The sequence below is a fragment of the Nonomuraea sp. NPDC003201 genome (assembly GCF_053590415.1).
The window spans coordinates 71,620-92,146 of the sequence record NZ_JBSFTC010000009.1 but is presented as its reverse complement, the minus strand read 5'-3'; the positions used below and the strand labels follow the sequence as shown (position 1 = coordinate 92,146).

General features: G+C 68.9%; 20 protein-coding genes. 10 read left to right on the top strand and 10 right to left on the bottom strand.

Features of this window, described 5'->3' with window-relative positions; translation table 11 throughout:
• Window positions 1-23 precede the first annotated feature (23 nt).
• The 4 genes from ACWDX9_RS06785 to ACWDX9_RS06770 all read right to left on the bottom strand — a co-directional run bounded on the left by ACWDX9_RS06785 (window position 24) and on the right by ACWDX9_RS06770 (window position 4,204).
• Window positions 24-584: a GTP-binding protein gene (locus ACWDX9_RS06785; protein ID WP_350730330.1), complete on the bottom strand. Its 561-nt coding sequence runs from the start codon at window positions 582-584 to the stop codon at window positions 24-26.
• A 7-nt stretch (window positions 585-591) separates the two neighbouring features.
• Entirely contained in the window at window positions 592-900 is a 309-nt protein-coding gene (locus ACWDX9_RS06780) for a DUF742 domain-containing protein (RefSeq protein ID WP_319719344.1), read from the bottom strand.
• Window positions 901-1,046: 146 nt separating this feature from the next.
• Window positions 1,047-1,469, bottom strand: coding sequence for a roadblock/LC7 domain-containing protein (locus ACWDX9_RS06775; protein WP_185071550.1), 423 nt, complete (start codon window positions 1,467-1,469; stop codon window positions 1,047-1,049).
• Entirely contained in the window at window positions 1,466-4,204 is a 2,739-nt protein-coding gene (locus ACWDX9_RS06770; protein ID WP_449949850.1) for a sensor histidine kinase, read from the bottom strand. Before ACWDX9_RS06770 ends, ACWDX9_RS06775 begins: the two co-directional genes overlap by 4 nt.
• 657 nt (window positions 4,205-4,861) lie before the next feature.
• Here ACWDX9_RS06770 and ACWDX9_RS06765 point away from each other — a divergent pair.
• The 10 genes from ACWDX9_RS06765 (at window position 4,862) to ACWDX9_RS06720 (ending at window position 13,974) form a co-directional block, all read left to right on the top strand.
• On the top strand, window positions 4,862-5,743 hold the full coding sequence (locus ACWDX9_RS06765; protein WP_355207017.1) for an ABC transporter substrate-binding protein: 882 nt from the start codon (window positions 4,862-4,864) through the stop codon (window positions 5,741-5,743).
• Window positions 5,740-6,549 carry an ABC transporter permease gene (locus ACWDX9_RS06760; protein ID WP_364250714.1) on the top strand — a complete coding sequence of 270 codons (810 nt, stop codon included), beginning with the start codon at window positions 5,740-5,742 and terminating at the stop codon, window positions 6,547-6,549. Before ACWDX9_RS06765 ends, ACWDX9_RS06760 begins: the two co-directional genes overlap by 4 nt.
• Complete coding sequence (locus ACWDX9_RS06755) at window positions 6,546-7,322, top strand: ABC transporter permease (protein ID WP_449949844.1); 777 nt, start codon at window positions 6,546-6,548, stop codon at window positions 7,320-7,322. Before ACWDX9_RS06760 ends, ACWDX9_RS06755 begins: the two co-directional genes overlap by 4 nt.
• A 14-nt stretch (window positions 7,323-7,336) precedes the next feature.
• Window positions 7,337-8,785, top strand: coding sequence for a dihydroorotase (locus ACWDX9_RS06750; protein ID WP_449949842.1), 1,449 nt, complete (start codon window positions 7,337-7,339; stop codon window positions 8,783-8,785).
• Between the two features lie 92 nt (window positions 8,786-8,877).
• Window positions 8,878-9,861, top strand: a complete 984-nt coding sequence (locus ACWDX9_RS06745; RefSeq protein WP_449949840.1) for an ABC transporter substrate-binding protein — start codon at window positions 8,878-8,880, stop codon at window positions 9,859-9,861.
• Window positions 9,858-10,631 carry an ABC transporter permease gene (locus ACWDX9_RS06740; RefSeq protein ID WP_449949838.1) on the top strand — a complete coding sequence of 258 codons (774 nt, stop codon included), beginning with the start codon at window positions 9,858-9,860 and terminating at the stop codon, window positions 10,629-10,631. The genes ACWDX9_RS06745 and ACWDX9_RS06740 overlap by 4 nt, the downstream gene beginning before the upstream one ends.
• Complete coding sequence (locus ACWDX9_RS06735) at window positions 10,628-11,407, top strand: ABC transporter permease (RefSeq protein WP_364250729.1); 780 nt, start codon at window positions 10,628-10,630, stop codon at window positions 11,405-11,407. Before ACWDX9_RS06740 ends, ACWDX9_RS06735 begins: the two co-directional genes overlap by 4 nt.
• Before the next feature lie 58 nt (window positions 11,408-11,465).
• Window positions 11,466-12,416 carry an ABC transporter substrate-binding protein gene (locus ACWDX9_RS06730; RefSeq protein WP_449949835.1) on the top strand — a complete coding sequence of 317 codons (951 nt, stop codon included), beginning with the start codon at window positions 11,466-11,468 and terminating at the stop codon, window positions 12,414-12,416.
• Window positions 12,416-13,195 (top strand): ABC transporter permease, encoded by a 780-nt coding sequence (locus tag ACWDX9_RS06725; protein ID WP_449949832.1) that lies wholly within the window; start codon window positions 12,416-12,418, stop codon window positions 13,193-13,195. Before ACWDX9_RS06730 ends, ACWDX9_RS06725 begins: the two co-directional genes overlap by 1 nt.
• The gene (locus ACWDX9_RS06720) at window positions 13,192-13,974 is read left to right on the top strand and encodes an ABC transporter permease (RefSeq protein WP_449949830.1); all 783 of its coding nucleotides are present in this window, start codon (window positions 13,192-13,194) and stop codon (window positions 13,972-13,974) included. Before ACWDX9_RS06725 ends, ACWDX9_RS06720 begins: the two co-directional genes overlap by 4 nt.
• A 1-nt stretch (window position 13,975) precedes the next feature.
• On the opposite strand, the gene ACWDX9_RS06715 is transcribed toward ACWDX9_RS06720, so the two are convergent.
• The 6 genes from ACWDX9_RS06715 to ACWDX9_RS06690 form a co-directional block, all read right to left on the bottom strand.
• Window positions 13,976-14,419 carry a hypothetical protein gene (locus tag ACWDX9_RS06715; RefSeq protein WP_449949828.1) on the bottom strand — a complete coding sequence of 148 codons (444 nt, stop codon included), beginning with the start codon at window positions 14,417-14,419 and terminating at the stop codon, window positions 13,976-13,978.
• Between the two features lie 6 nt (window positions 14,420-14,425).
• Window positions 14,426-15,799, bottom strand: a complete 1,374-nt coding sequence (locus tag ACWDX9_RS06710; protein ID WP_449949826.1) for an aldehyde dehydrogenase family protein — start codon at window positions 15,797-15,799, stop codon at window positions 14,426-14,428.
• A gap of 121 nt (window positions 15,800-15,920) precedes the next feature.
• Window positions 15,921-16,508 carry a GTP-binding protein gene (locus ACWDX9_RS06705; protein ID WP_350730304.1) on the bottom strand — a complete coding sequence of 196 codons (588 nt, stop codon included), beginning with the start codon at window positions 16,506-16,508 and terminating at the stop codon, window positions 15,921-15,923.
• Window positions 16,489-16,908: a DUF742 domain-containing protein gene (locus tag ACWDX9_RS06700; RefSeq protein WP_397368751.1), complete on the bottom strand. Its 420-nt coding sequence runs from the start codon at window positions 16,906-16,908 to the stop codon at window positions 16,489-16,491. The genes ACWDX9_RS06705 and ACWDX9_RS06700 overlap by 20 nt, the downstream gene beginning before the upstream one ends.
• Window positions 16,908-17,330, bottom strand: a complete 423-nt coding sequence (locus ACWDX9_RS06695) for a roadblock/LC7 domain-containing protein (protein ID WP_350730302.1) — start codon at window positions 17,328-17,330, stop codon at window positions 16,908-16,910. Before ACWDX9_RS06695 ends, ACWDX9_RS06700 begins: the two co-directional genes overlap by 1 nt.
• A gap of 67 nt (window positions 17,331-17,397) precedes the next feature.
• A complete protein-coding gene (locus tag ACWDX9_RS06690; protein WP_449949825.1) occupies window positions 17,398-20,163 on the bottom strand; it encodes a nitrate- and nitrite sensing domain-containing protein in 2,766 nt (921 codons plus the stop codon).
• Between the last annotated feature and the right edge of the window lie 364 nt (window positions 20,164-20,527).

Genomic DNA, 20,527 nt, shown 5'->3' with positions numbered 1-20,527 from the left:
AAGACTCCAGCCTATCCGCTCCGCTAGCCGCTCCAGCCTGGCACGGCCATGCGGACCGAGAGCGCGTGCTCGACCAGGTTGATCAGCGCGGTCTTGACCGAGTCCTTGGACCTGGCGTCGAGGCGCACCATCGGGATGTGCGGCGCCAGGGTCAGGGCGTCACGCACTTCGGTGTCGCTGTGGGCGTACTGGCCGTCCCAGCCGTTCACCCCCACGATGAACGGCAGCTGCGCCTCCTCGAAGTAGTCGATCGCGGGGAAGCTGTCCGCCAGGCGGCGCGTGTCCACGAGCACGACCGCGCCGATGGCGCCGCGGACGAGGTCGTCCCACATGAACCAGAACCGGTGCTGTCCGGGCGTGCCGAACAGGTACAGGATCAGGTCGCGATCGAGCGAGACGCGACCGAAGTCCATGGCGACGGTGGTGGTCGACTTGAGCGGCGTCATGCCCAGATCGTCGATGCCCTTGGAGGCGTCGGTCATGACGGCCTCCGTGGTCAACGGCATGATCTCCGACACCGCGCCGACGAAGGTCGTCTTGCCCACCCCGAACCCACCGGCGACCACGATCTTCGTCGAGGTCAAACCGGGGCTAGAGCCTGCGAAGTCCACTGAGCACCCTTTCCAGCAGGTTGACGTCCGGCCTACCCGCTTCCAGCTGCGGCTGATGCACCCGAACCAAACCCTCTGCCGCCATGTCCGCGATCAGAACACGCACCACACCGAGCGGGATCCGCAGCAGCGCCGAGACCTCAGCCACCGACCTGACCTGCAGGCACAGCTGGCTGATCGCCTTGTATTCGGGGGTGATGTGCGAGAACTCCCGGTGCTCGGCGGTCGCCGAGGACACCAGGGCCTCCATGGCCAGCTTGACCTTGGGCGCGGTACGCCCGCCGGTCACGGCATAGGGCCGTACCGGCGAGGCGGGGTCGTTGCTGGGCGGCGGCTGAGGGGGAGGCTGCCAACTCCCACTGTTCTGGGAATCCCACGCACCACTGTTATGGGAGTCCCAGCCGCCGCTGTTCCATCTGGGGTCTGTCACCTACATCACCTGGTCTGGCTGGCGCGCAACTCTGCGCGCACAGCCGGGGTAAGCACCTGGCCGGCGCGATCAACCATCAGCGTCATCTGATACGCCACCAGACCCATGTCACAGTCCGGAGCCGCCAGCACCGCCAGGCACGAGCCGTCGCTGATCGACATGATCAGCATCAGCCCACGCTGCATCTCCACGATCGTCTGGTTGACCGGCCCGCCCTCGAAGACCCTGGCCGCGCCCTGCGTCAGGCTCACCAGGCCCGACGCGATGGCGGCCAGCTGGTCAGCCCGGTCGGCCGGGAATCCCGCGGAGGCCGCGAGCGGCAGCCCGTCTGAGGAGACGACCACCGCGTGCGCGACGCCAGGAACGGTGCTGACGAAATCGGTGATTAACCAGTCCACCCCACGTGCCGACTGGCTCAAGTCATTCATGCGCGCTCATCCCTGCTTTCAACACTTCTCGGACCGGAGGGGTACGTCCTGCCCTCGCTGATGTCGTCACGTGCCGCCCTGAACCCCTGCTGGAAGCTCGAAAGGCGGCTGCGCACCCGGTCCGGCGAGACCGCCGGCATGGGGGCGACGCCCTTGGGCGCCGAGACGGTGTCGGCCGAGCCGGGCACCAGGTTGGCCTTGGGCACCCGCTTGGGCAGCCCCGCCGCGGTCGCACCGTCGCGTACCGGCTCGACGACCGCCTCCGCGGCGCTCCAGCCCGCGTCGGCCTTGGCGGAACCCCAGGTGGCGGCGCCCTCGTTGCCGTGCTCGAACCAGGCCGACTCGACCGAGGCGAAGATCGGCAGGTATTCGTCGCCCGAAGAGGCGGGCTTCACGGCCGGGATGGGACCGGTCGCCGCCGACTCCGTTTCGGGGAAGTCGTACCTCGGCTGCCCCATGTCCATCTGGTCGCCGCCGAAAGGCCGTCTCGGCAGGGAGTTGCCGTTGTCCTGGCCCCATTCGCCCGGCCGGCTGTTGGAGTTGCGCGCCGGCACCCAGACGTCAGAGGTGTCGTAGCCGCCGCTGCTGCTGCGCGGGTCGGACGGCCAGCCCACGTCCACGCTCGGCTGGGCCGAGAAGGACGGCTGTGAGGGGAACGACGGGTGCCCCGGCCCGGGCTGGTAGCCACCCGGACCCCACTGGGGGGTGGGCGGCGGCGGCACGGGCGGCATGGAGGGCTGCTGCATCGGAGGCATGGGAGGCATGGCCGAACGGGCGCCGAAGCTCTCGTCGAACGAGTCCAGCGTCCCCATGCCGGTGCCGCCGGGGGTCGCGTAGGCGGGAGCCTGCGAGCCGAGCAGCGCTTCCGGCATCAGGACCATGGCGGTCAGACCGCCGGTGCCGTGGGGGCGCAGCTGCACCCGGATGCCGTGGCGGTGGGCCAGACGCGCGACCACGAACAGGCCCATGCGGCGCGACACGGACACGTCCACGGTGGGGGCGTCCATGAGGCGGTCGTTGGCGATGGTGAGCTCGTCCGGGGTCATGCCGATACCGGAGTCGCTGATCGACAGCATGACGCCGCCGCCGTCGATCCGGCTGCCGGAGACGGTCACCCTGGTCTCGCGCGGCGAGAACGACAGGGCGTTCTCGATCAACTCGGCCAGCAGGTGGATGACGTCGTTGACGGCCTGGCCGGCCACGGCGACACCGTCGGGCACCTGGAGGACGACCCGCTCGTAGTTCTCCACCTCGGACAGCGAGGCGCGGGCGACGTCGACCAGCTTGACGGGCTTGCTCCAGCGGCGGGGCGGTTCCTGGCCCGCGAGGACCAGGAGGTTCTCGCTGTTACGCCGCATACGGGTGGCCAGGTGGTCCAGCTTGAACAGGTTGCCGAGTCGCTGCTCGTCCTGTTCGCCCTGCTCCAGCCCGTCGATGAGGGTGATCTGGCGTTCCACCAGCGTCTGGCTTCGGCGGGACAGGTTCACGAACATCGCGTTGACGTTGCTTCGCAGGCGGGCCTCCTCGCCCGCCAGCCGGACCGCCTCACGGTGGATCTCGTCGAACGCCCGCGCGACTTCACCGATCTCGTCCTGAGAGGCGACGCCGATGGGCTGGACGTCGACGCTCTCGACCGACTCGGACTCACGGAGCTGGCGCACGGTGTCAGGCAGGCGGCGACCGGCGATGAACAGCGCCTCCCTGCGCAGCCTGCGCAGGGGGCCGCTCAGCGAGCGCGCCATGAAGACGGTGACCAGCAGCACGAGGATGAGCAGGATCAGGATGCCGACCCCGACGATGACGGCGCCCTGCTGCTCGGACCCTTCCAGGGTGCGGCTGCGGAGCACGATCGAGTCGGCCACGCGCTGCTCGACCTTGCGCATCCCGTCGACGGTCTCACTGATGGCGGCGAACCAGTCCTTGCCGTCACGGGTGAGCCCGAGCTTCGGGTCCGACACGTTCCGTGGTTGCCCCAGGCTCTGCAGGAACAGGGCTCGGGCGGCCAGGATCTCCGCGCGGTCGTTGGCCTTGCCGCTGACGGTGTCGTCGTACGCCTGGCGCAGCTCAAGGGGGACCTGCGCCCGGAAGGTGGCCAGCTCGCTGTTTTTCTGGGCGCGCGCGGCGATGAAGGAGTCAAGCTCCACCCGACCGAATTCCCGGGTGGCCAGGGCCGCCACGAGCAGCGCGCGCTGCGTGGAGACGTACTGCTTGGCCCGGGAGAGGGCGGCGAAGCCGGAGACGCTCGCCGAGAGCTCCTTGTCGACCGCACCTTGGTCGATGGTGTCGTTCAGGGAGAGGAGGTCTGTGATGAATCGGTCGTAGAGCTCGATGACGGAGTTCACGTCGAGCTGGGAGTCCATCGCGTTCTTACGCGCGGTGTCGAGCTCGTTGAGACGGTTCTTGATGCGCAGGGCCTCGGGCGCCTGAGGGCTGTCGGAGGTCGCCAGGGCGTCGACGCTGCCCTTGACCTCGGCGACGAGCTTGTTGACCGGCTCGTACTGATCGGTCACTTCGGTTCGGCCGGCCTTGCGCCCGAGGGCGACGAAGCGCGCGGTGTAGTCACGCTCCACCTCGACCTCGTGCGCGAGCGCGGTCAACCGGCTCGCCAGCACGGCGACCTCGTTGACCTGCGCGTAGTCGCTGGCGCTCGCGATCGAGGTGGTGACACGCAGGCCACCGAGCACGAGTGCGGCGAGGGTCGGGATGACGACCAGGACCAGCAGCTTGGAGCGCACACGCCAGTTACGCAGGGAGAAACGTGATCCCGTCCGGGCCTTCCCGGCTTCGCCCGCAACGCCAGGGGCGACCGGCTGCGGTCCACCAGACGCATGTCGGGGGGCTTCCTCTATTAAGCCCGGATCCCCGCCCACAGAGGGGACAACACTCTTCACTTGCCTCCGCAACCTCTCCTCTGACGGTCTGGTGCACGAAGATCACGTTATGCAGGTGTTTGCGGTGTGACGCCGACGCACCCTTGGGGCGAGAGCTTATTGGAGCACATCAACACGAGATCGGCCAATAGCGCAAAGATCACGGTCGACACACAGCTGCACATTTTACGCAAATCACAACACCTGCCACAGGCCCTAGAAGTCAAGTCAGGTCGGATATATTAATCGGACAAAAGGGATATATCGCCACATATGGTGATATATCTTGTTAATTTTAGGAGTTCCCGGTGCATCGGGAACTACGGCCTGCGCTAGGGTTCGACCGTCGCTGACACCCTCAGTTACCAACACCCCCACCCCCATGGGTTCATAAGGAGACGCGTAATGCGGTTCGGTGCATTAGGGCGTAGTGCCCTGATTGGGCTTGTGAGCACCCTCGTCATCACCGGCTGTTCAAGTTCCGGCGACAAACCAGAAAGCGCGAGTTCCGCCGCTGGCGGCATGAAAACCGACCTGTTGGTCGGACAGTATCCGGGTGCGGACTCTGCGCCACTGTTCATCGCCATGGAGCGCGGCTTCTTCAAGGAAGAGGGCCTCAACGTCAAGCAGGAGCCCATCCAGGCTCCCCAGGCGGTGCTCCCCAAGCTCGCCAACGGCCAGATGGACGTGGTGCTGGGCAGCTACGCCACCATCCTGACCATCCAGCAGGCCGGCACTGAGAAGTTCAAGTACATCGCGGACTCCTACCAGGGCGCGCCCGGGGCCTTCGGCATCATGGTCAAGAAGGACTCCCCGATCAAGCAGGTCGCCGACCTGAAGGGCAAGAAGATCGGCGTCAACATCGTCGGTGGTCTGGGCACGCTCACGATGAGCCCGCACTTCAAGATCGCCGGTCTCGACCCCACCCCCGGCAAGGACATCACCTACGTCGTGATCCCGACGACGGAGTGGATCTCCTCGCTGGACAAGGGCAGCGTCGACGCCGTGTGGATGACGGACCCGTACGTCAGCCAGGCGAAGAAGGAGATCGGCGCCACCATGCTGCTGGACACCATGTCCGGCCCGACCGACGGTCTGCCCATCACCGGCTGGGCCGCCACGGAGAAGTGGACGCAGAACAACCCCAAGACCCTGGCCGCCTTCCAGCGGGCCATGGCCAAGGCGCAGCAGATCGCCGCCACCGACCGGAGCGCGGTCACCAAGGTCCTGCCGACCTTCACCAAGATCCCGGCTGAGACCGCCGCCACGATCAACCTCGGCGCCTACCCGACCTCGCTGAACTCCCAGCGCATCCAGCGGGTGGCCGACCTGATGTTCGACTCCGGCCTGCTCAAGCAGAAGATGGACGTCAACTCGATGATCTACGCAGCACCTCAGGGATGATGACCACGATCAACCCGGCGCGGCGCGGGCAGACCCCGCTCGCCCGCGCCAAGCTGGCCAAATACACCCGCCACGCCATCGGCGTGGCGGGTTTTCTGCTTGCCTGGCAGCTTCTCGGCATGACGGGCCTGTTCAAGTGGATGCCTCCGGCCGCGGAAACCCTGGCCAGGACGTTCTCCCTGGCCGTGGACCCGGAGTTCCTCGGGGACATCGGGGGCACGCTCACGGCCGCGGTCATCGGGCTGCCGCTGGCCGTCCTGATCGCCGTCCCGATCGGGTTGCTGCTGGGAACGGTCCCGGTGGTCGAGGAGATGACCCGGGTGTTCGTGGAATTCCTGCGGCCCATCCCCTCGGTGGCGCTGATCCCGCTGGCGCTGTTCTTCTTCCAGCCGGAGATCAACGCCAAGGTGGCGCTCATCGTGTTCGCCGCCTCCTGGCCGATCCTGATCAACACCCTGTACGGCGTGCGTGACGTGGACCCGCTGGGCAAGGAGACGCTGCGCTCGTTCGGGTTCGGCCCCGGCGCGGTGATCTGGCGGGTCGCCCTGCCGAGCGCGGCGCCCTTCATCGCGACGGGCGTCCGGCTGGCCGCCTCCATCACGCTCATCCTGGCCATCAGCGTGGAGTACATCGTGGGCGGTTCGGTCGGCGTCGGAGGCTTCCTCATCGAGGCGAGCACCGGCATCGGCATGGACGCGCTGATCGATGTCGTCGCGGTCCTGATCTGGGCCGGCGTGATCGGGCTCGTCGTCAACATCCTGCTCGCGCGCGCCGAGCGCCGGCTGTTCAGGTGGCGGAACACATGATTCTCACCCTGGTCAAGCGCCTGTGGCTGGTCCCGGTCATGTTCTTCGGCTGGGAGCTGCTCGCGGGGGCGCTCGCCACTCCGTTTCTCCCCGGACCGACCCTGATCCTGTCTCGGATGTACGAGATGTGGCTCTCCGGGCCCTACGTCTTCACCGAAGAGGCGGTCCACAACTTCCTGCCCAGCCTGATCAGGGTGGTCGGTTCCTGGGCCATCGCCGTGGTCGTGGGTGTGGGCCTCGGCGTGGCGATCGGCAGGACCCCCTGGCTGGCCGACATCGTCGAACCGCTGATCGAGTTCGGCCGGGCCGTGCCGCCTCCCGTGATGCTGCCGATCTTCCTCGTGCTCTTCCAGATCGGCCCGCAGGTGCAGGTCGCGACCATCGTGTTCGGCATCGTCTGGCCGATCCTGCTCAACTCCATCGACGGCGCGCGCAACCTCGACACGCTGAAGGTCGAGACCGCGGCCGTCTTCGGTGTGCCCGCCCACCTGCGGTTCTTCCGGATCATCCTGCCCGCCGCGGCACCGAAGATCTTCGCGGGCCTGCGCCTGAGCGTCTCCCTGGCGCTGATCCTCATGGTCATCTCCGAGCTCAAGGCCAGCACCGAGGGATTCGGCTATCTCCTCAACATGGCCGTCAGCGCCGCCGACATGCCCGCCATCTGGGCCAACGTGGTGCTGCTCGGCGTGCTGGGCTTCGCATTCAACTCACTGTTCCTCACGGTGGAGCGGCGCGTGCTGTCCTGGCACCGCCACGCCTACCGCCTCGCATAGGAAAGACCACTGCTGTGACCGACCTGTTGTTGAAGAACGTGAAGGTTGTCACCCACGAACACGACGACCCCGTGGAGGCGGACATCGCCATCGCGGACGGCCGCATCGTACGGGTGGAGCCCGGCCAGTCCCCCACCGGCGAGGTGATCGACGGCGGCGGCAAGCTGGCCTTCCCCGGAGTCGTCGACGCCCACCAGCACTGGGGCATCTACAACCCGCTGCCCGAGGACACCGAGTCGGAGAGCCGGGCCAGCGCCCAGGGCGGCGTGACGACGGCGCTCACCTACATGCGGACCGGCCAGTACTACCTCAACAGGGGCGGCTCCTACGCCGAGTTCTTCCCGGAGGTGCTCAGGCAGGCCGAGGGCCGGGCCTACGTCGACTACGGCTTCCACCTGGCGCCCATGTCGAGCGGGCACATCGGCGAGCTGCCCGACCTGGTCGAGCGGTTCGGGGTGCCGTCGTTCAAGATCTTCATGTTCTACGGCGGGCACGGGCTGCACGGGCGCTCCGACGACCAGCGGGCGTTCCTCATGCTGCCGGAGGGCGAGCGCTACGACTACGCGCACTTCGAGTTCGTGATGCGCGGCGTGCAGGCGGCCAGGGAGCGGCTGCCCGAGCTGGCGGGCGAGATCTCGTTGTCGCTGCACTGCGAGACGGCCGAGATCATGACCGCGTACACGAAGCTCGTGGAGGAGGCCGGGGACCTGAGCGGCCTGGCCGCCTACAGCGCCTCGCGCCCGCCGCACTCCGAGGGGCTGGCCGTCTTCATCGCCTCCTACCTCGCCCACGAGACGGGCCTGGCCAACATCAACCTGCTGCACCTGTCCTCCGCCAAGGCCCTGGACGCCGCCGTCCGCATGGCGGCGACGTTCCCCCACATCGACTTCCGCCGCGAGGTCACGATCGGTCACCTGCTCGCCGACATCGACACGGCCAGCGGCATCGGGGCCAAGGTCAACCCGCCGATCAGGCCCCGCGAGGACGTCGAGGCGCTGTGGGGACACGTGCTCGACGGCACCGTGGACTGGGTGGTCAGCGACCACGCCTGCTGCCGCGAGGAGCTCAAGTTCGGCGAGCCGAGCGACAACGTCTTCGTGGCCAAGGCCGGGTTCGGCGGCGCCGAGTACCTGCTGCCCGGCCTGGTCACCGAAGGCCGCCGCAGGGGCCTGCCGTACGGCAGGATCGCCGCGCTGACCTCGTGGAACCCCGCCAAGCGGTACGGCCTGCGCACCAAGGGCACCATCGCCCCCGGTTTCGACGCCGACATCTGCCTGGTCGACCCCGGGCAGACCTGGACGGTTCGCGCGCAGGACTCGGAGTCGACGCAGGAGTACACGCCGTTCGAGGGGTTCGAGCTGACCGCCAAGGTCACCGACACGTTCGTACGCGGCAACCACGTGCTCGACGCCGGCAAGATCGTGGGCCGGCCGGTGGGCCGCTACGTGTCCCGGCCCGCCTGAAAGCGCGTGCGCCTGCAAAGACGATCATTCCTCGGGTACGCTCACGCAAAGTAACGTGTCTCGCTCTCCCAAATCCAAGTAGGAGACCCCCCATGGCACGCACTCTGCGCTGTCACGTACTCGCGCTCGGCTCCGTCGCCGTCCTCGCTCTCACCGGCTGCAGCGGGGGCGGCGCGTCCCCGGCCCCGACGGGACCCAACGGCCTGGAGAAGGCCACCATCAAGGTCGGGGCGCTGCCGATTCCCGACCCGGTCGCGCTCTACATTGCCCAGGCCAAGGGCTTCTTCAAGGAAGAGGGCCTGACGGTGGAGCCGGTCACGATCACCGGCGGCGCCGCCGCGCTGCCGCAGATCGAGAGCGGCGCCCTGGACATCACGCAGACCAACTACGTGTCCTCGATCCTGGCGGCCAGCCAGGGCAAGAAGATCAAGCTGGTGGCCGACATGTACCGGGCGGCCCCCAACACCTTCGAGATCATGGTCCCCAAGGACTCGCCGATCCAGCAGGTCGCGGACCTGAAGGGCAAGACGGTCCTGGTCAACAACCTCAGGAACATCGCCACGCTGGCGGTCACGACCCAGCTCAAGGCGGCCGGGCTCAGCGACACGGACGTCAAGTTCGCCGAGAAGCCGTTCCCCGAGATGGGCAACGCGATCACCGCGGGACAGGGCGACGCGGGCTGGATCACCGAGCCGTTCATCACGGCCAACAAGAACGCGCTCGGCTTCCGCACGATCGCCGACACCATGACGGGCCAGACCGCCGACCTGCCCATCGCGGGCTGGATGGCCACCGACGAATGGGTCCGGCAGAACCCGAAGACGCTGGCCGCCTTCCAGCGGGCGATCTCCAAGGCGCAGCAGCTCGCCTCCGGTGACCGCAAGGAGATCGAGGCGGCGCTGCCGACGTACACGAAGATCGACGCCAAGACCGCCGCGGCGATCACCCTGGGCACCTACCCGAGCATCCTGGAGGCGGCCCGGCTGCAGAAGGTGGCCGACCTCATGCTCGAGTACAAGTACATCACCGGCCCGATCGACGCGAAGTCGCTCATCGCGGCGAGCCCGGGCGGATGACGGGTGCCCGCCTGCTCCGCGGCGCCGTCGGCGCCGCGGGGTTCCTCCTGGCCGGAGAGCTGTTCATCCGCTTCGGCCTGAGCGAGAACCTCCTCTTTCCACCGCCTTCGACCGTCCTGTACGAAGCCGTGCGCCTCCCGGCCGACGCCACGTTCCTGGCCGGGGTGGGCGCCACCCTCGCGAACTGGGCACTCGGCCTGCTGACCGCCGTCGCGGTGGCCGTGCCCGCGGGCGTGCTGCTCGGCGCGCTGACGCCGGTGGAGCGGGCGATCAGGCCCGTGCTGGAGTTCATGCGCCCGATCCCCTCCGTGGCCATCATCCCGCTCGCGATCCTGCTGGTCCCGGTGGACGAGCTGATGAAGGTCTCCGTCATCGTGTACGCCTCCGTCTGGCCGATCCTCATCAACACCCTGTACGGCATGCGCGACGTGGACCCGCTGGCCAAGGAGTCCCTGCGCAGCTTCGGGTTCGGCCCGCCGGCTGTGCTCGCCAGGGTGAGCCTGCCCAGCGCGGCCCCGTTCGTGGCGACCGGCGTCAGGATCGCCGCCGGGATCGCGCTCGTCCTGGCCGTCAGCGCCGAACTTGTGGCCGGCGGCGTGAACGGGATCGGCGTCTACGTGACCGTGGCCGGCAACGGCAACCGGACCGACCTCATGATGGCGGCGACGTTCTGGGCCGGTCTCTTCGGCGTGATCGCGAACATGGTGCTGCTCGCCGCCGAGCGCCGCCTGTTCCGCTGGCACCACGCGCGGACCGGGGCGCTTTCGTGAAGGCGCTGGCCCGGCTCTGGGTGGTCCCCGTGGTGCTGGCCGTCTGGGAGATCGCCGGGCGCGCGATCGGGGACACCGATTTCCCGCCGCCCACGACGATCCTGGCTCGCATGCGCGAGCTGTGGTTCTCCGGCCCGCCCGCTCGTGGCTTCCTGACGAACGACGCGATCGCGAACATCCTGCCCAGCCTCGGCCGCATGTTCGGCGGCTGGCTGCTGGCCGCGCTGATCGGGATCGCGGCGGGCATGCTGCTCGGGCGTTCGCGCTCGGCGACCGACTACGTGGACCCGCTGATCGAGTTCGGCCGGGCCATCCCGCCTCCGCTGCTGCTGCCGCTGTTCCTCGTGTTGTTCAAGGCGGGCCTGACCACTCAGCTGGCCACTATCGTGTTCGGAGTGATCTGGCCGGTGCTGCTCAACACGATCGACGGTGTCAGGTCCGTCGATCGCACCTACACCGATACGGCCAGGGTCTTCAACCTGTCGAGGCCGCAGCGCCTGGGCCTGGTCGTCCTCCCCGCCGCCGCTCCCAAGATCTTCGCCGGGCTGCGGCTGAGCCTGTCGCTGGCGCTGATCCTCATGGTGATCTCCGAGCTCGTCGGTGGCACGGACGGCATCGGCTACCAGTTGCTGACGGCCATGCGCAGCTTCGACGGCGCCGGGGTGTGGGCGGCGATCGCCCTGCTGGGCGTCCTCGGCTACGTCGTTAACTCCCTGTTCGTGCTGGCCGAGCGCCGGGCGCTCGTCTGGCACAGGCAGGCCACCGGTAATTCGTGAACTCTCAGGACCGAGAAAGGCATTGGCGATGAAGCTGGCCAGGTTCGTAGTCGCGGGTATGACGATCGCGCTGACGCTCAGCGCGTGCGGCGGCGGAGGAGGGAGCCAGACGGGCACGAGCAGCACCTCGGCCGCAGGTGGGCTGGAGAAGACCCAGCTGCTGGTCGGCGTGGTGCCGGTCCCGTCGTCGGCGCCGCTGTTCATCGCGGAGAAGCGCGGCTTCTTCAAGGAGGAGGGCCTGACCGTCAAGACGGAGATCATCCAGGCGCCGCAGGCGGTCATGCCGAAGATCCTCAACGGCAGCATGGACGCGTTCCTCACGAGCTACGTGTCGCTGATGGCCATCAACGACTCGGGCGCCGCCAAGCTCAAGCTCTTCCAGCACAGCCAGGAGGCCGCCCCCAACATCGCCGGCGTCGTCGTCGCCAAGGGCTCCCCCGTCAAGACGCCGGCCGATCTCAAGGGCAAGACCATCGCGGTCAACGTGCTCAAGGCGCTCGGCCAGACGCTGACCAACGCCCACCTGCAGGAGGCCGGGCTCAAGCCCGAGGACGTCAAGTACGTCCAGGTGCCGTTCGCCGACCAGATCTCCGCCCTGGGCTCGGGCAAGGTGGACGCGGCCTGGCTGGTCGAGCCGTTCCTGACCGCGGCGAAGAAGAGCGGCGCCACGCAGATCATCGACACCACCGACGGCGTGACGGCCGGCGTGCCGATCGACGGGTGGGGCGTCACGGAGGACTGGCTGGCCAAGAACCCGAAGACGGCCGCCGCCTTCCACCGCGCCCTGGCCAAGGCCCAGCAGATCGCGGGCTCCGACAGGAAGGCGATCGACGAGGTGGTGCCGACGTACACGCAGATCCCGGCGGACGCGGCGGCGGCGATGACGCTCGGCAAGTTCTCGATGGAGGCCGACAAGGCCGGTGTCCAGAAGCTGGCCGACCTGCTGCACGGCTATGGCTACCTCAAGTCCAAGGTGGACGTGGCGCAGCTGTTCGCGCCTGTGAGCTGATGATCGAACACCGGATCGGGCGGGCGGTGCTCGGGGCCCTCGGGCTCGCCGCGTTCATCGCCCTCGCCGAACTGGCCGGGCGGCTCGGGCTGGCCCCGGCCGGATGGCCGTACGTGTCGTCCGTGCTGGCCACGGCGGCGGAGCTGCCGCTGGAGCCGCAGTTCAGGGCCGACGTGCTGGCCACGCTGGGCGCGTGCGCGAGCGGGCTGGTGATCGCGGTCGCGGTCGCCGTGCCCGCGGGGCTGCTGCTCGGCACGGTCCCGTTCGTGGAACGGTCGGTGCGGCCGCTGGTGGAGTTCCTGCGGCCGATCCCGTCGGTATCGCTGATCCCTATCGCCATGTTCCTGTGGACCGAGAGCCAGGACGCCAAGACGGCGCTGGTCGTCTACACCTGCACGTGGCCGGTGCTGATCAACACGCTGTACGGCCTGACCGACGTCGACCCGCTGGCCAAGGACACGCTGCGGAGCTTCGGCTTCGGGCCGGTCGCCGTGGCGCTGCGGGTGAGCCTGCCGAGCGCGGCGCCCTTCATCGCGACCGGCGTGCGGATCGCGGTGTCGGTCACCCTGATCGTGGCCGTCAGCGCGGAGCTGCTGGCGCCGGGCGGGGGCGGGATCGGCGCGTTCCTGTCGCTGGCGGGCAGCGCGAACCGGCTCGACCGCATGCTGGCGGCGCCGCTGTGGGCGGGGCTGATCGGGCTGGCCGCGAACCTGATGTTCACGGCCGCCGAACGGCGCGTGTTCCGCTGGCACCGGGAACGGACGGGGGACGCCTCGTGAATTCTCTGCGCAGGCTCATGTGGTACTGGCTGCTGCCCGTGGCCGTGCTCTGCTGGGAGCTGGCCACGCGGTCGGCGCAGGCCGCGTACTTCCCGCCGCCGTCGCGGATCGTGGCCAAGCTGCACGAGCTGTGGTTCTCGGGGCCGTGGACACGGGCGTTCCTGACCGACGAGGCCGTCGCCGACCTGCTGCCCAGCCTGGCCAGGCTGTTCGCGGGCTGGGCGGTGGCCTGCGTGGCCGGGATGGCGATCGGGGTCGCGCTCGGACGTTCGCGCTGGTTGTCGGCCCTGGTGGAGCCGCTGCTGCACTTCGGCCGCTCGGTGCCCCCCAGCACGCTGGTGCCGGTCTTCCTGGCGCTGTTCAAGATCGGCACCCCGATGCAGCTGGCCGCGATCGTGTACGGCGTCGTCTGGCCCGTACTGATCAACTCCATGGACGGCGCCCGCCACGTGGACCGGCAGTACATCGAGACCGGGGTCGTCTACCGGCTCGGCCCCTGGCAGCGGCTCACCCGGATCATCCTGCCCGGCGCCTCCCCCAAGATCTTCGCCGGGCTGCGGCTGAGCGTGTCGCTGGCCCTGATCATGATGATCATCTCGGAGCTGGTCGGCAGTACCGAGGGCATCGGGCACCGGATGCTGGAGGCGCAGAGCCAGTTCGACATCCCGGCCATGTGGGCGGGGATCGTGCTGCTCGGGCTGCTGGGCATCCTGCTCAACGCCGGGTTCCTGGGGTTCGAGCGCGTGGTGCTGTCATGGCACCGAGGGGCGAGAGGCTGAGTCAGCCCACGCGGCGCTCGTTGATCAGGGTGCGCTTCACGCACACGCCGTCCTTGATCCACTGCCAGACGCGGTTGCGGGACTTGCCGTCCTCGCTGAGCACGATCATCTCGTAGAGGCGCAGGTCCTCGTCCTCGGCCTTGTACTGCCAGCTGAGGTAGATGGTGCTGCCGTCCAGCTCCCAGAACTCGCCCTTGATCCGCTCGGTGTCGAACCCGCAGCGCCCGCCGCCCAGGTACGTGCCCGGGAACTCGTGCACCTCGGTGCGCCCGTCGTCCCAGATGTAGCGGTTGGTCTGGTGGTAGACGGTGTCGTCCAGGATCGCGCAGGTCATCTGGACGCGATGCCGGTCGATCGGGTTTCCCTCTCGGTCGAGGTGGAGGTACTCGCCCTCCCACTCGCCCTCGTGGCGGGCCAGCAGCGGCATGTCCGCGCGAAGTCCCATCCGCGGCTACTCCTTCGTCGTGTGCCACCAGGGGTCGGCGGCGTCGGAACGGTTGACCAGGAAGGCCCTGCGGCGTACGAACCGGCGGATGGAGGCGGCGCCCATCCGCGAGCCGCCGAGCCCCGACAGGCGGAAGGAGTGCTTCTCGCCCTCGTGCACGAGCGCGGTCAGCGAGGCGTCGTTGACGCTGATCGCGCCGGCCCTCAGCCGCGCCGCCACCGCCATGGCCTGCTCCTCCGTGGCGGCGAAGACCGCGGCCGACAGCCCGTAGACCGAGTCGTTGGCCATCGCGACCGCCTCGTCGGGCCCGTCCACGGCCATCACCGGCAGCACCGGGCCGAACGTCTCCTCCGTCATCACCAGCATGCCGTGGTCGACGCCGGACAGCACGGTCGGGCGGCACCAGTGACCGCCGCCGTGCCGCTCGATCCGGCCTCCCGTGTGCACGGTCGCGCCCTTGAAGACGGCGTCGGCCAGATGCGCGGCGATGACGTCCTCCTGGCCCGGGCCGATGATCGGCCCGATCGGGCCTCCCTCGCAGGTCAGGCCCACCTTGGCGGCCCGGTCCACCAGCAGCGCCAGGAACTCGTCGTGGACCTCGCGGGCCACGTAGACGCGCTCGATCGACTGGCACGACTGCCCGGCGTTGGCGGTGCCGCCCCACAGGACGGCCGACGCGGCCCGTCCCAGGTCGGCCCCGGCCAGCACGATCGCCGGGTCCTTGCCGCCCAGCTCCAGGAACGCGGGCACGAACGCGCGGGCGGCCGCCTCGGCGACCACCTGTCCTGTCTCCACGCTCCCGGTGAAGACCACGGCGTCCACCAGGTCCACCAGGGCCGCGCCGGTATCGCCGTCGCCCTCGACGACCTCCAGCGGCAGCCCGTCCGGGACCAGCCGCATCAGCGGCTCGATGAACCTGGGGGTCACCTCGCTCGGCTTGACCAGCACCGCGCATCCCGCGGCCAGCGCCGGCACGGCGTCGATGAGGCCCAGCAGCAGCGGGAAGTTCCACGGGCTGATCACCCCGACCAGCTCGTACGGAACCACGTCGCCGCCCACGAAGACGCCGGGCAGGGAGGCGGGGGTCTCGGCCGGGGGTGCGAGGAGGGCGGGCGCCTGGCGTACCCACCGATCGATGAGACCGGCGACGATCTGCCGCTCCAGGACCGACTCCCCCACCCTGCCGGTGTCGGCCACCAGCGCGGCGAGCAGCTCCTCGTCGGCGGCCAGCGCGGCGGCGAACCTGGAGAGGATCTCGCCGCGGTCGGCCTCCAGCCAGCTGCGCTGCCTTTCACGCAGACCGGCCGCCAGGGCGGCGAGCCGGTCGGGCGGGACAGGGGCGAGCAGCCGGTCGGCCTGCCCGGTGATCGGGTTCCTCACGTTCATGTGGTGCGGCCACGGGACATGATGCTCCTGCGATGCTCGGCGGGAGCCATTGTGATCAGGAGAGGGCCGCGGCTGTCAACGCGCCCACGCGGGCGAAAGCAGCACAAATGTGGAGCTAACCACCCCAGCCCGGTACGGCCATGCGGACCGAGAGCGCGTGTTCGACCAGGTTGATCAGCGCGACCTTGACCGAGTCCTTGGACCTGGCGTCGAGCCGCACCAACGGGATGTGCGGCGCCAGCGTCAGGGCGTCGCGTACCTCGGCGTCGCTGTGCGGATACTCACCGTCCCAGCCGTTGACGCCCACCACGAACGGCAGCTGGGCCTCCTCGAAGTAGTCGATCGCCGGAAAACTGTCGGAAAGCCGGCGCGTGTCCACGAGCACGACCGCGCCGATGGCGCCGCGTACCAGGTCGTCCCACATGAACCAGAACCGGTGCTGCCCGGGCGTCCCGAACAGGTAGAGGATCAGGTCACGGTCCAGGGAGACCCGGCCGAAGTCCATGGCGACGGTGGTGGTCGACTTCAGCGGCGTCATGCCCAGATCGTCGATCCCCACGGAGGCGTCGGTCATGACGGCCTCCGTGGTCAACGGCATGATCTCCGACACCGCGCCGACGAAGGTCGTCTTCCCCACCCCGAAACCTCCAGCCACCACGATCTTCGTCGAGGTGAGACCGGGGCTAGAGCCTGCGAAGTCCACTGAGCACCCTTTCGAGCAGATTGACGTCCGGCCTGCCCTCGTCCAGCTGTGGCTGATGCACACGGACGAGACCTTCGGCAGCCATGTCAGCGATCAGCACGCGCACCACGCCGAGGGGGATCCGCAGCAGGGCCGACACCTCTGCCACGGACCGCACCTGCCGGCACAGTTGACTGATCGCCTGGTACTCCGGCGTGATGTGCGAGAACTCCCGGTGCTCGGCGGTCGCCGAGGACACCAGGGCCTCCATCGCCAGTTTTACCCGCGGCGCCGTCCGTCCACCTGTCACGGCGTAAGGACGGACGGGCGACGCGGGGTCGGGATTCAGCTGCGGCTGGGACTGGGGCACAGGCGGGGGCGCCCAACCGCCGCTGTTCCATCTCGGGTCTGACACGTACATCACCTGGTCTGGCTGGCACGCAACTCTGCGCGCACAGCCGGGGTCAGCACCTGACCGGCGCGATCAACCATCAGCGTCATCTGATACGCCACCAGACCCATGTCACAGTCCGGAGCCGCCAGCACCGCCAGGCACGAACCGTCGCTGACCGACATGATCAGCATCAACCCGCGCTGCATCTCCACGATCGTCTGATTGACCGCACCGCCCTCGAACACCCTGGCCGCACCCTGCGTCAGGCTCACCAGACCCGACGCGATGGCGGCCAGCTGGTCAGCCCGGTCAGCCGGAAAGCCCGACGAGGCCGCCAGTGGCAGCCCGTCGGACGAGACGACCACCGCGTGCGCGACGCCCGGGACCGTGCTGACGAAGTCAGTGATCAGCCAGTCGACACCACGTGCCGCATGGCTCAGATCGCTCATGCGCCCTCCTCCGTCGGTCGCATGAGCGACAGTCGGCTGTGTTCAATTGATCGCTCGCTTCGCTCACTCATGCTCCCTCCTCCCTGTCGTTGTTCCTGGGGCCAGAGGGGAACGCCCTGCCCTCGGTGATGTCGTCACGCGCCGCCCGGAAGCCCTGCTGGAAGCTCGAGAGCCGGTTGCGTATACGGTCCGGCGACACCGACGGCATCGGTGTCACGCCCTTCGGGGTCGAGGTGTCGGCCGAGCCGGGCACCAGGTTGGCCTTGGGCACCCGCTTCGGCAGCCCGGCCGCCGTCTGGCCGTCACGTACCGGTTCCACCACTGCCTCCGCCGCGCTCCATCCTTCGTCCGCCTTGCTCGAACCCCAGCTCGCCCCGCTGTCGCGGCCGAACCAGGCCGACTCCACCGCGGCGAAGATGGGTAAGTAGTCGTCTCCCGCCGAGGCGGGCGGCGCGGCCGGGATGGAGCCCGGGTTGGCCGACTCGGTCTCGGGGAAGTCGAACCCCGGCCGCTGCGGCGGCATGGTGTCGCGGCCCCAGCCGCCCGGCGGGGGCTCGGGGACGGGTCGTCTGGGCAGTGCGCGGTCGCCGTTCCAGGACGGGCTGCGCGGTGGGGTCCACACGTCGGAGCTGTCGTAGCCGCTGCCGATGCGCGGCTCCGACGGCCACGCGTTCGCGTCCGGCTGCCACTGCTGCGTCGGCGGCCAGTTGCCGCTCATCTCCGGGTGCGACGGGAAGGACGGGTGGCCGGGCCCCATCTGGCCGGGTCCCATCTGGCCGGGCCCCATCTGGCCGGGCCCCATCTGGTACGTGGGCGGCGGCGGCTGCGGCCAGTCCGTGGCCGGAGGCGCGGGGTGCGGCCCCGAGTACGGCTGCTCGCCCGGGCCGCCGGCGGCCGAGCCCGCGAGGGCCGGAGGCTGGTTGCCCGAGAAGGACGGCATGCCGGAGAAGTTGGGGGCCTGGGAGCCGAGCATGTTCTCCGGGATGAGCACCATCGCGGTCAGGCCGCCCGAGGCGTGCGGGCGCAGCTGCACCCGGATGCCGTGCCGGTGCGCCAGACGCGCGACCACGAACAGGCCCATGCGGCGCGACACCGACACGTCCACGCTCGGCGCGTCCGTGAGGCGGTCGTTGGCCTGGACCAGCTCCTCCTGGGTCATGCCGATGCCGGCGTCGGTGATCGACAACATCACGCCGCCGCCGTCGATCCGGCTGCCGGAGACGGTCACCCTGGTCTCGCGCGGCGAGAACGACAGGGCGTTCTCGACGAGCTCGGCCAGCAGGTGGATGACGTCGTTGACGGCCTGGCCGGCCACCGAGACGCCGTCCGGAACCTGGAGCACCACCCGCTCGTAGTTCTCCACCTCCGAGAGGGAGGCACGGGCCACGTCCACCAGCTTGACCGGCTGGCTCCAGCGGCGCGGCGGGTCCTGGCCGGCCAGGACCAGCAGGTTCTCGCTGTTACGCCGCATGCGGGTGGCCAGGTGGTCCAGCTTGAACAGGTTGCCGAGCCGCAGTTCGTCCTGTTCGCCCTGTTCCAGCCCGTCGATGAGGGTGATCTGGCGTTCCACCAGCGTCTGGCTTCGGCGGGACAGGTTCACGAACATCGCGTTGACGTTGCTCCGCAGGCGGGCCTCCTCACCCGCCAGCCGGACCGCCTCGCGGTGCACCTCGTCGAACGCCCGCGCGACCTCGCCGATCTCGTCGTGCGTGTCCACGCCGATGGGGATGACGGGGCCGGCCGCGCCCTCGCCGCTCTCGCGCAGCTGCTGCACGGTCTCCGGCAGGCGGTGGCCGGCGATGTCGAGGGCCTCGCCGCGCAGCTTGCGCAGTGGCCTGATGAGCGAGCGGGCGATGAGCGAGATGATCGCGGTGACCACGATCATCAGCAGCAGGATGAGGCCGCCGGAGATCAGGGCCGAACGGTTGGCGGCTTCCTCCAGGGCACGGGCGCGCAGGATGACGGAGGAGGACAGGTCCTTCTCCACGCTGCGCAGCGCGTCGATCTTGCCGGTGCTGACCTCGAACCAGGTGGAGACGTCCTTGTCCGGCCGTACACCGATGCTCAGCTCCTTGCCCTCGGCGGACTGCGCCATGGCCCGCAGCCTGAACAGGTCGGTCTGGTCGACGTCCCTGCCCACGACCGTGTTGCGGTAGAGCTCGAGCTGGTCGAGGGTGGCCAGGGTCGCGAACAGCGTCTCCTCGCTCTCCTCACGCGACTTGGCGTCGGTGAGCGCGTCGAGTTCGCCGCTGTCGAAGCCCTTCTTGTCCAGCGCGCTGGCCAGGACGCCGCGCTGCTTGGAGGCCTGCTCCTTGCCCCGGGCGATGGCGGCCATCGCGCTGGCGCTGTGCGAGACCTCGTCGTCCACCGCCACCTGGCCGACCTGGTCATGGAACTGGAGCAGGGCCGCGATGATCTGCGAGTACTTCTGGATCATCGGGAGGGGCTGGATCTTCCCCTTGACGGCCGTCTCCCGCAGCGTCGGGATCTCGTCCAGTCGCCGGAGCACGGGTCGTACGGCGTCGGCGTGGGTGTCCGTGAGCGCCCGCGCCCGCCGTTTGGCCTCGTCGATGAGGTTGTTCACACCGCTGTAGGTCGTACGGAGCTGGGCCTCTCGATTGCCCGGGCGGCCCTGGGCGATGTAGAGAGCGGTCTGGTCGCGTTCGAAGGACAGCTCATGGGTGACGGCGCCGAGCTGCTCGCTGAGCTCGGCCACCTCTCTGAGGGTCTGATAGGTGTTGGCGTCCCTGAGCGAGGTGAACACGTTCAGTCCGCCCAGAGCCACGGCCACGGCCGTGGGGACGACGATCAGCGCGATTAGGCGCGATCGCACGTGCCAGTTGCCCAGCCCGAACCTGCGTGAAGGAGGGTTGGGCAGCCGTCGCTTCTGATGCCCGTGCGGCTCGCGGTCGGCGGAAGCTTCAGCGCTCTGCGTTCTCACTTGCCTTCGCAACCTCTCGCCCCTGGAGGGGAATTCTCGGTGACCATGCAGGTAAATGCACGTGGGGCAATATCTACGTCTAGATAGGCGTCATTTGAGCACAGCAGTTGGCGCGGGCCAACCACCACTAGTGCCCCATTGAGGCGTTTATCCCCGATTGTCCAAATATTTCGGCAGAATCGGTAAGGCTGCCCTCTAACTGGTGAAACAGGCAACGGAAGGGTGCCCAGCGAGCCTCCTCGGGACTCGTGGAATA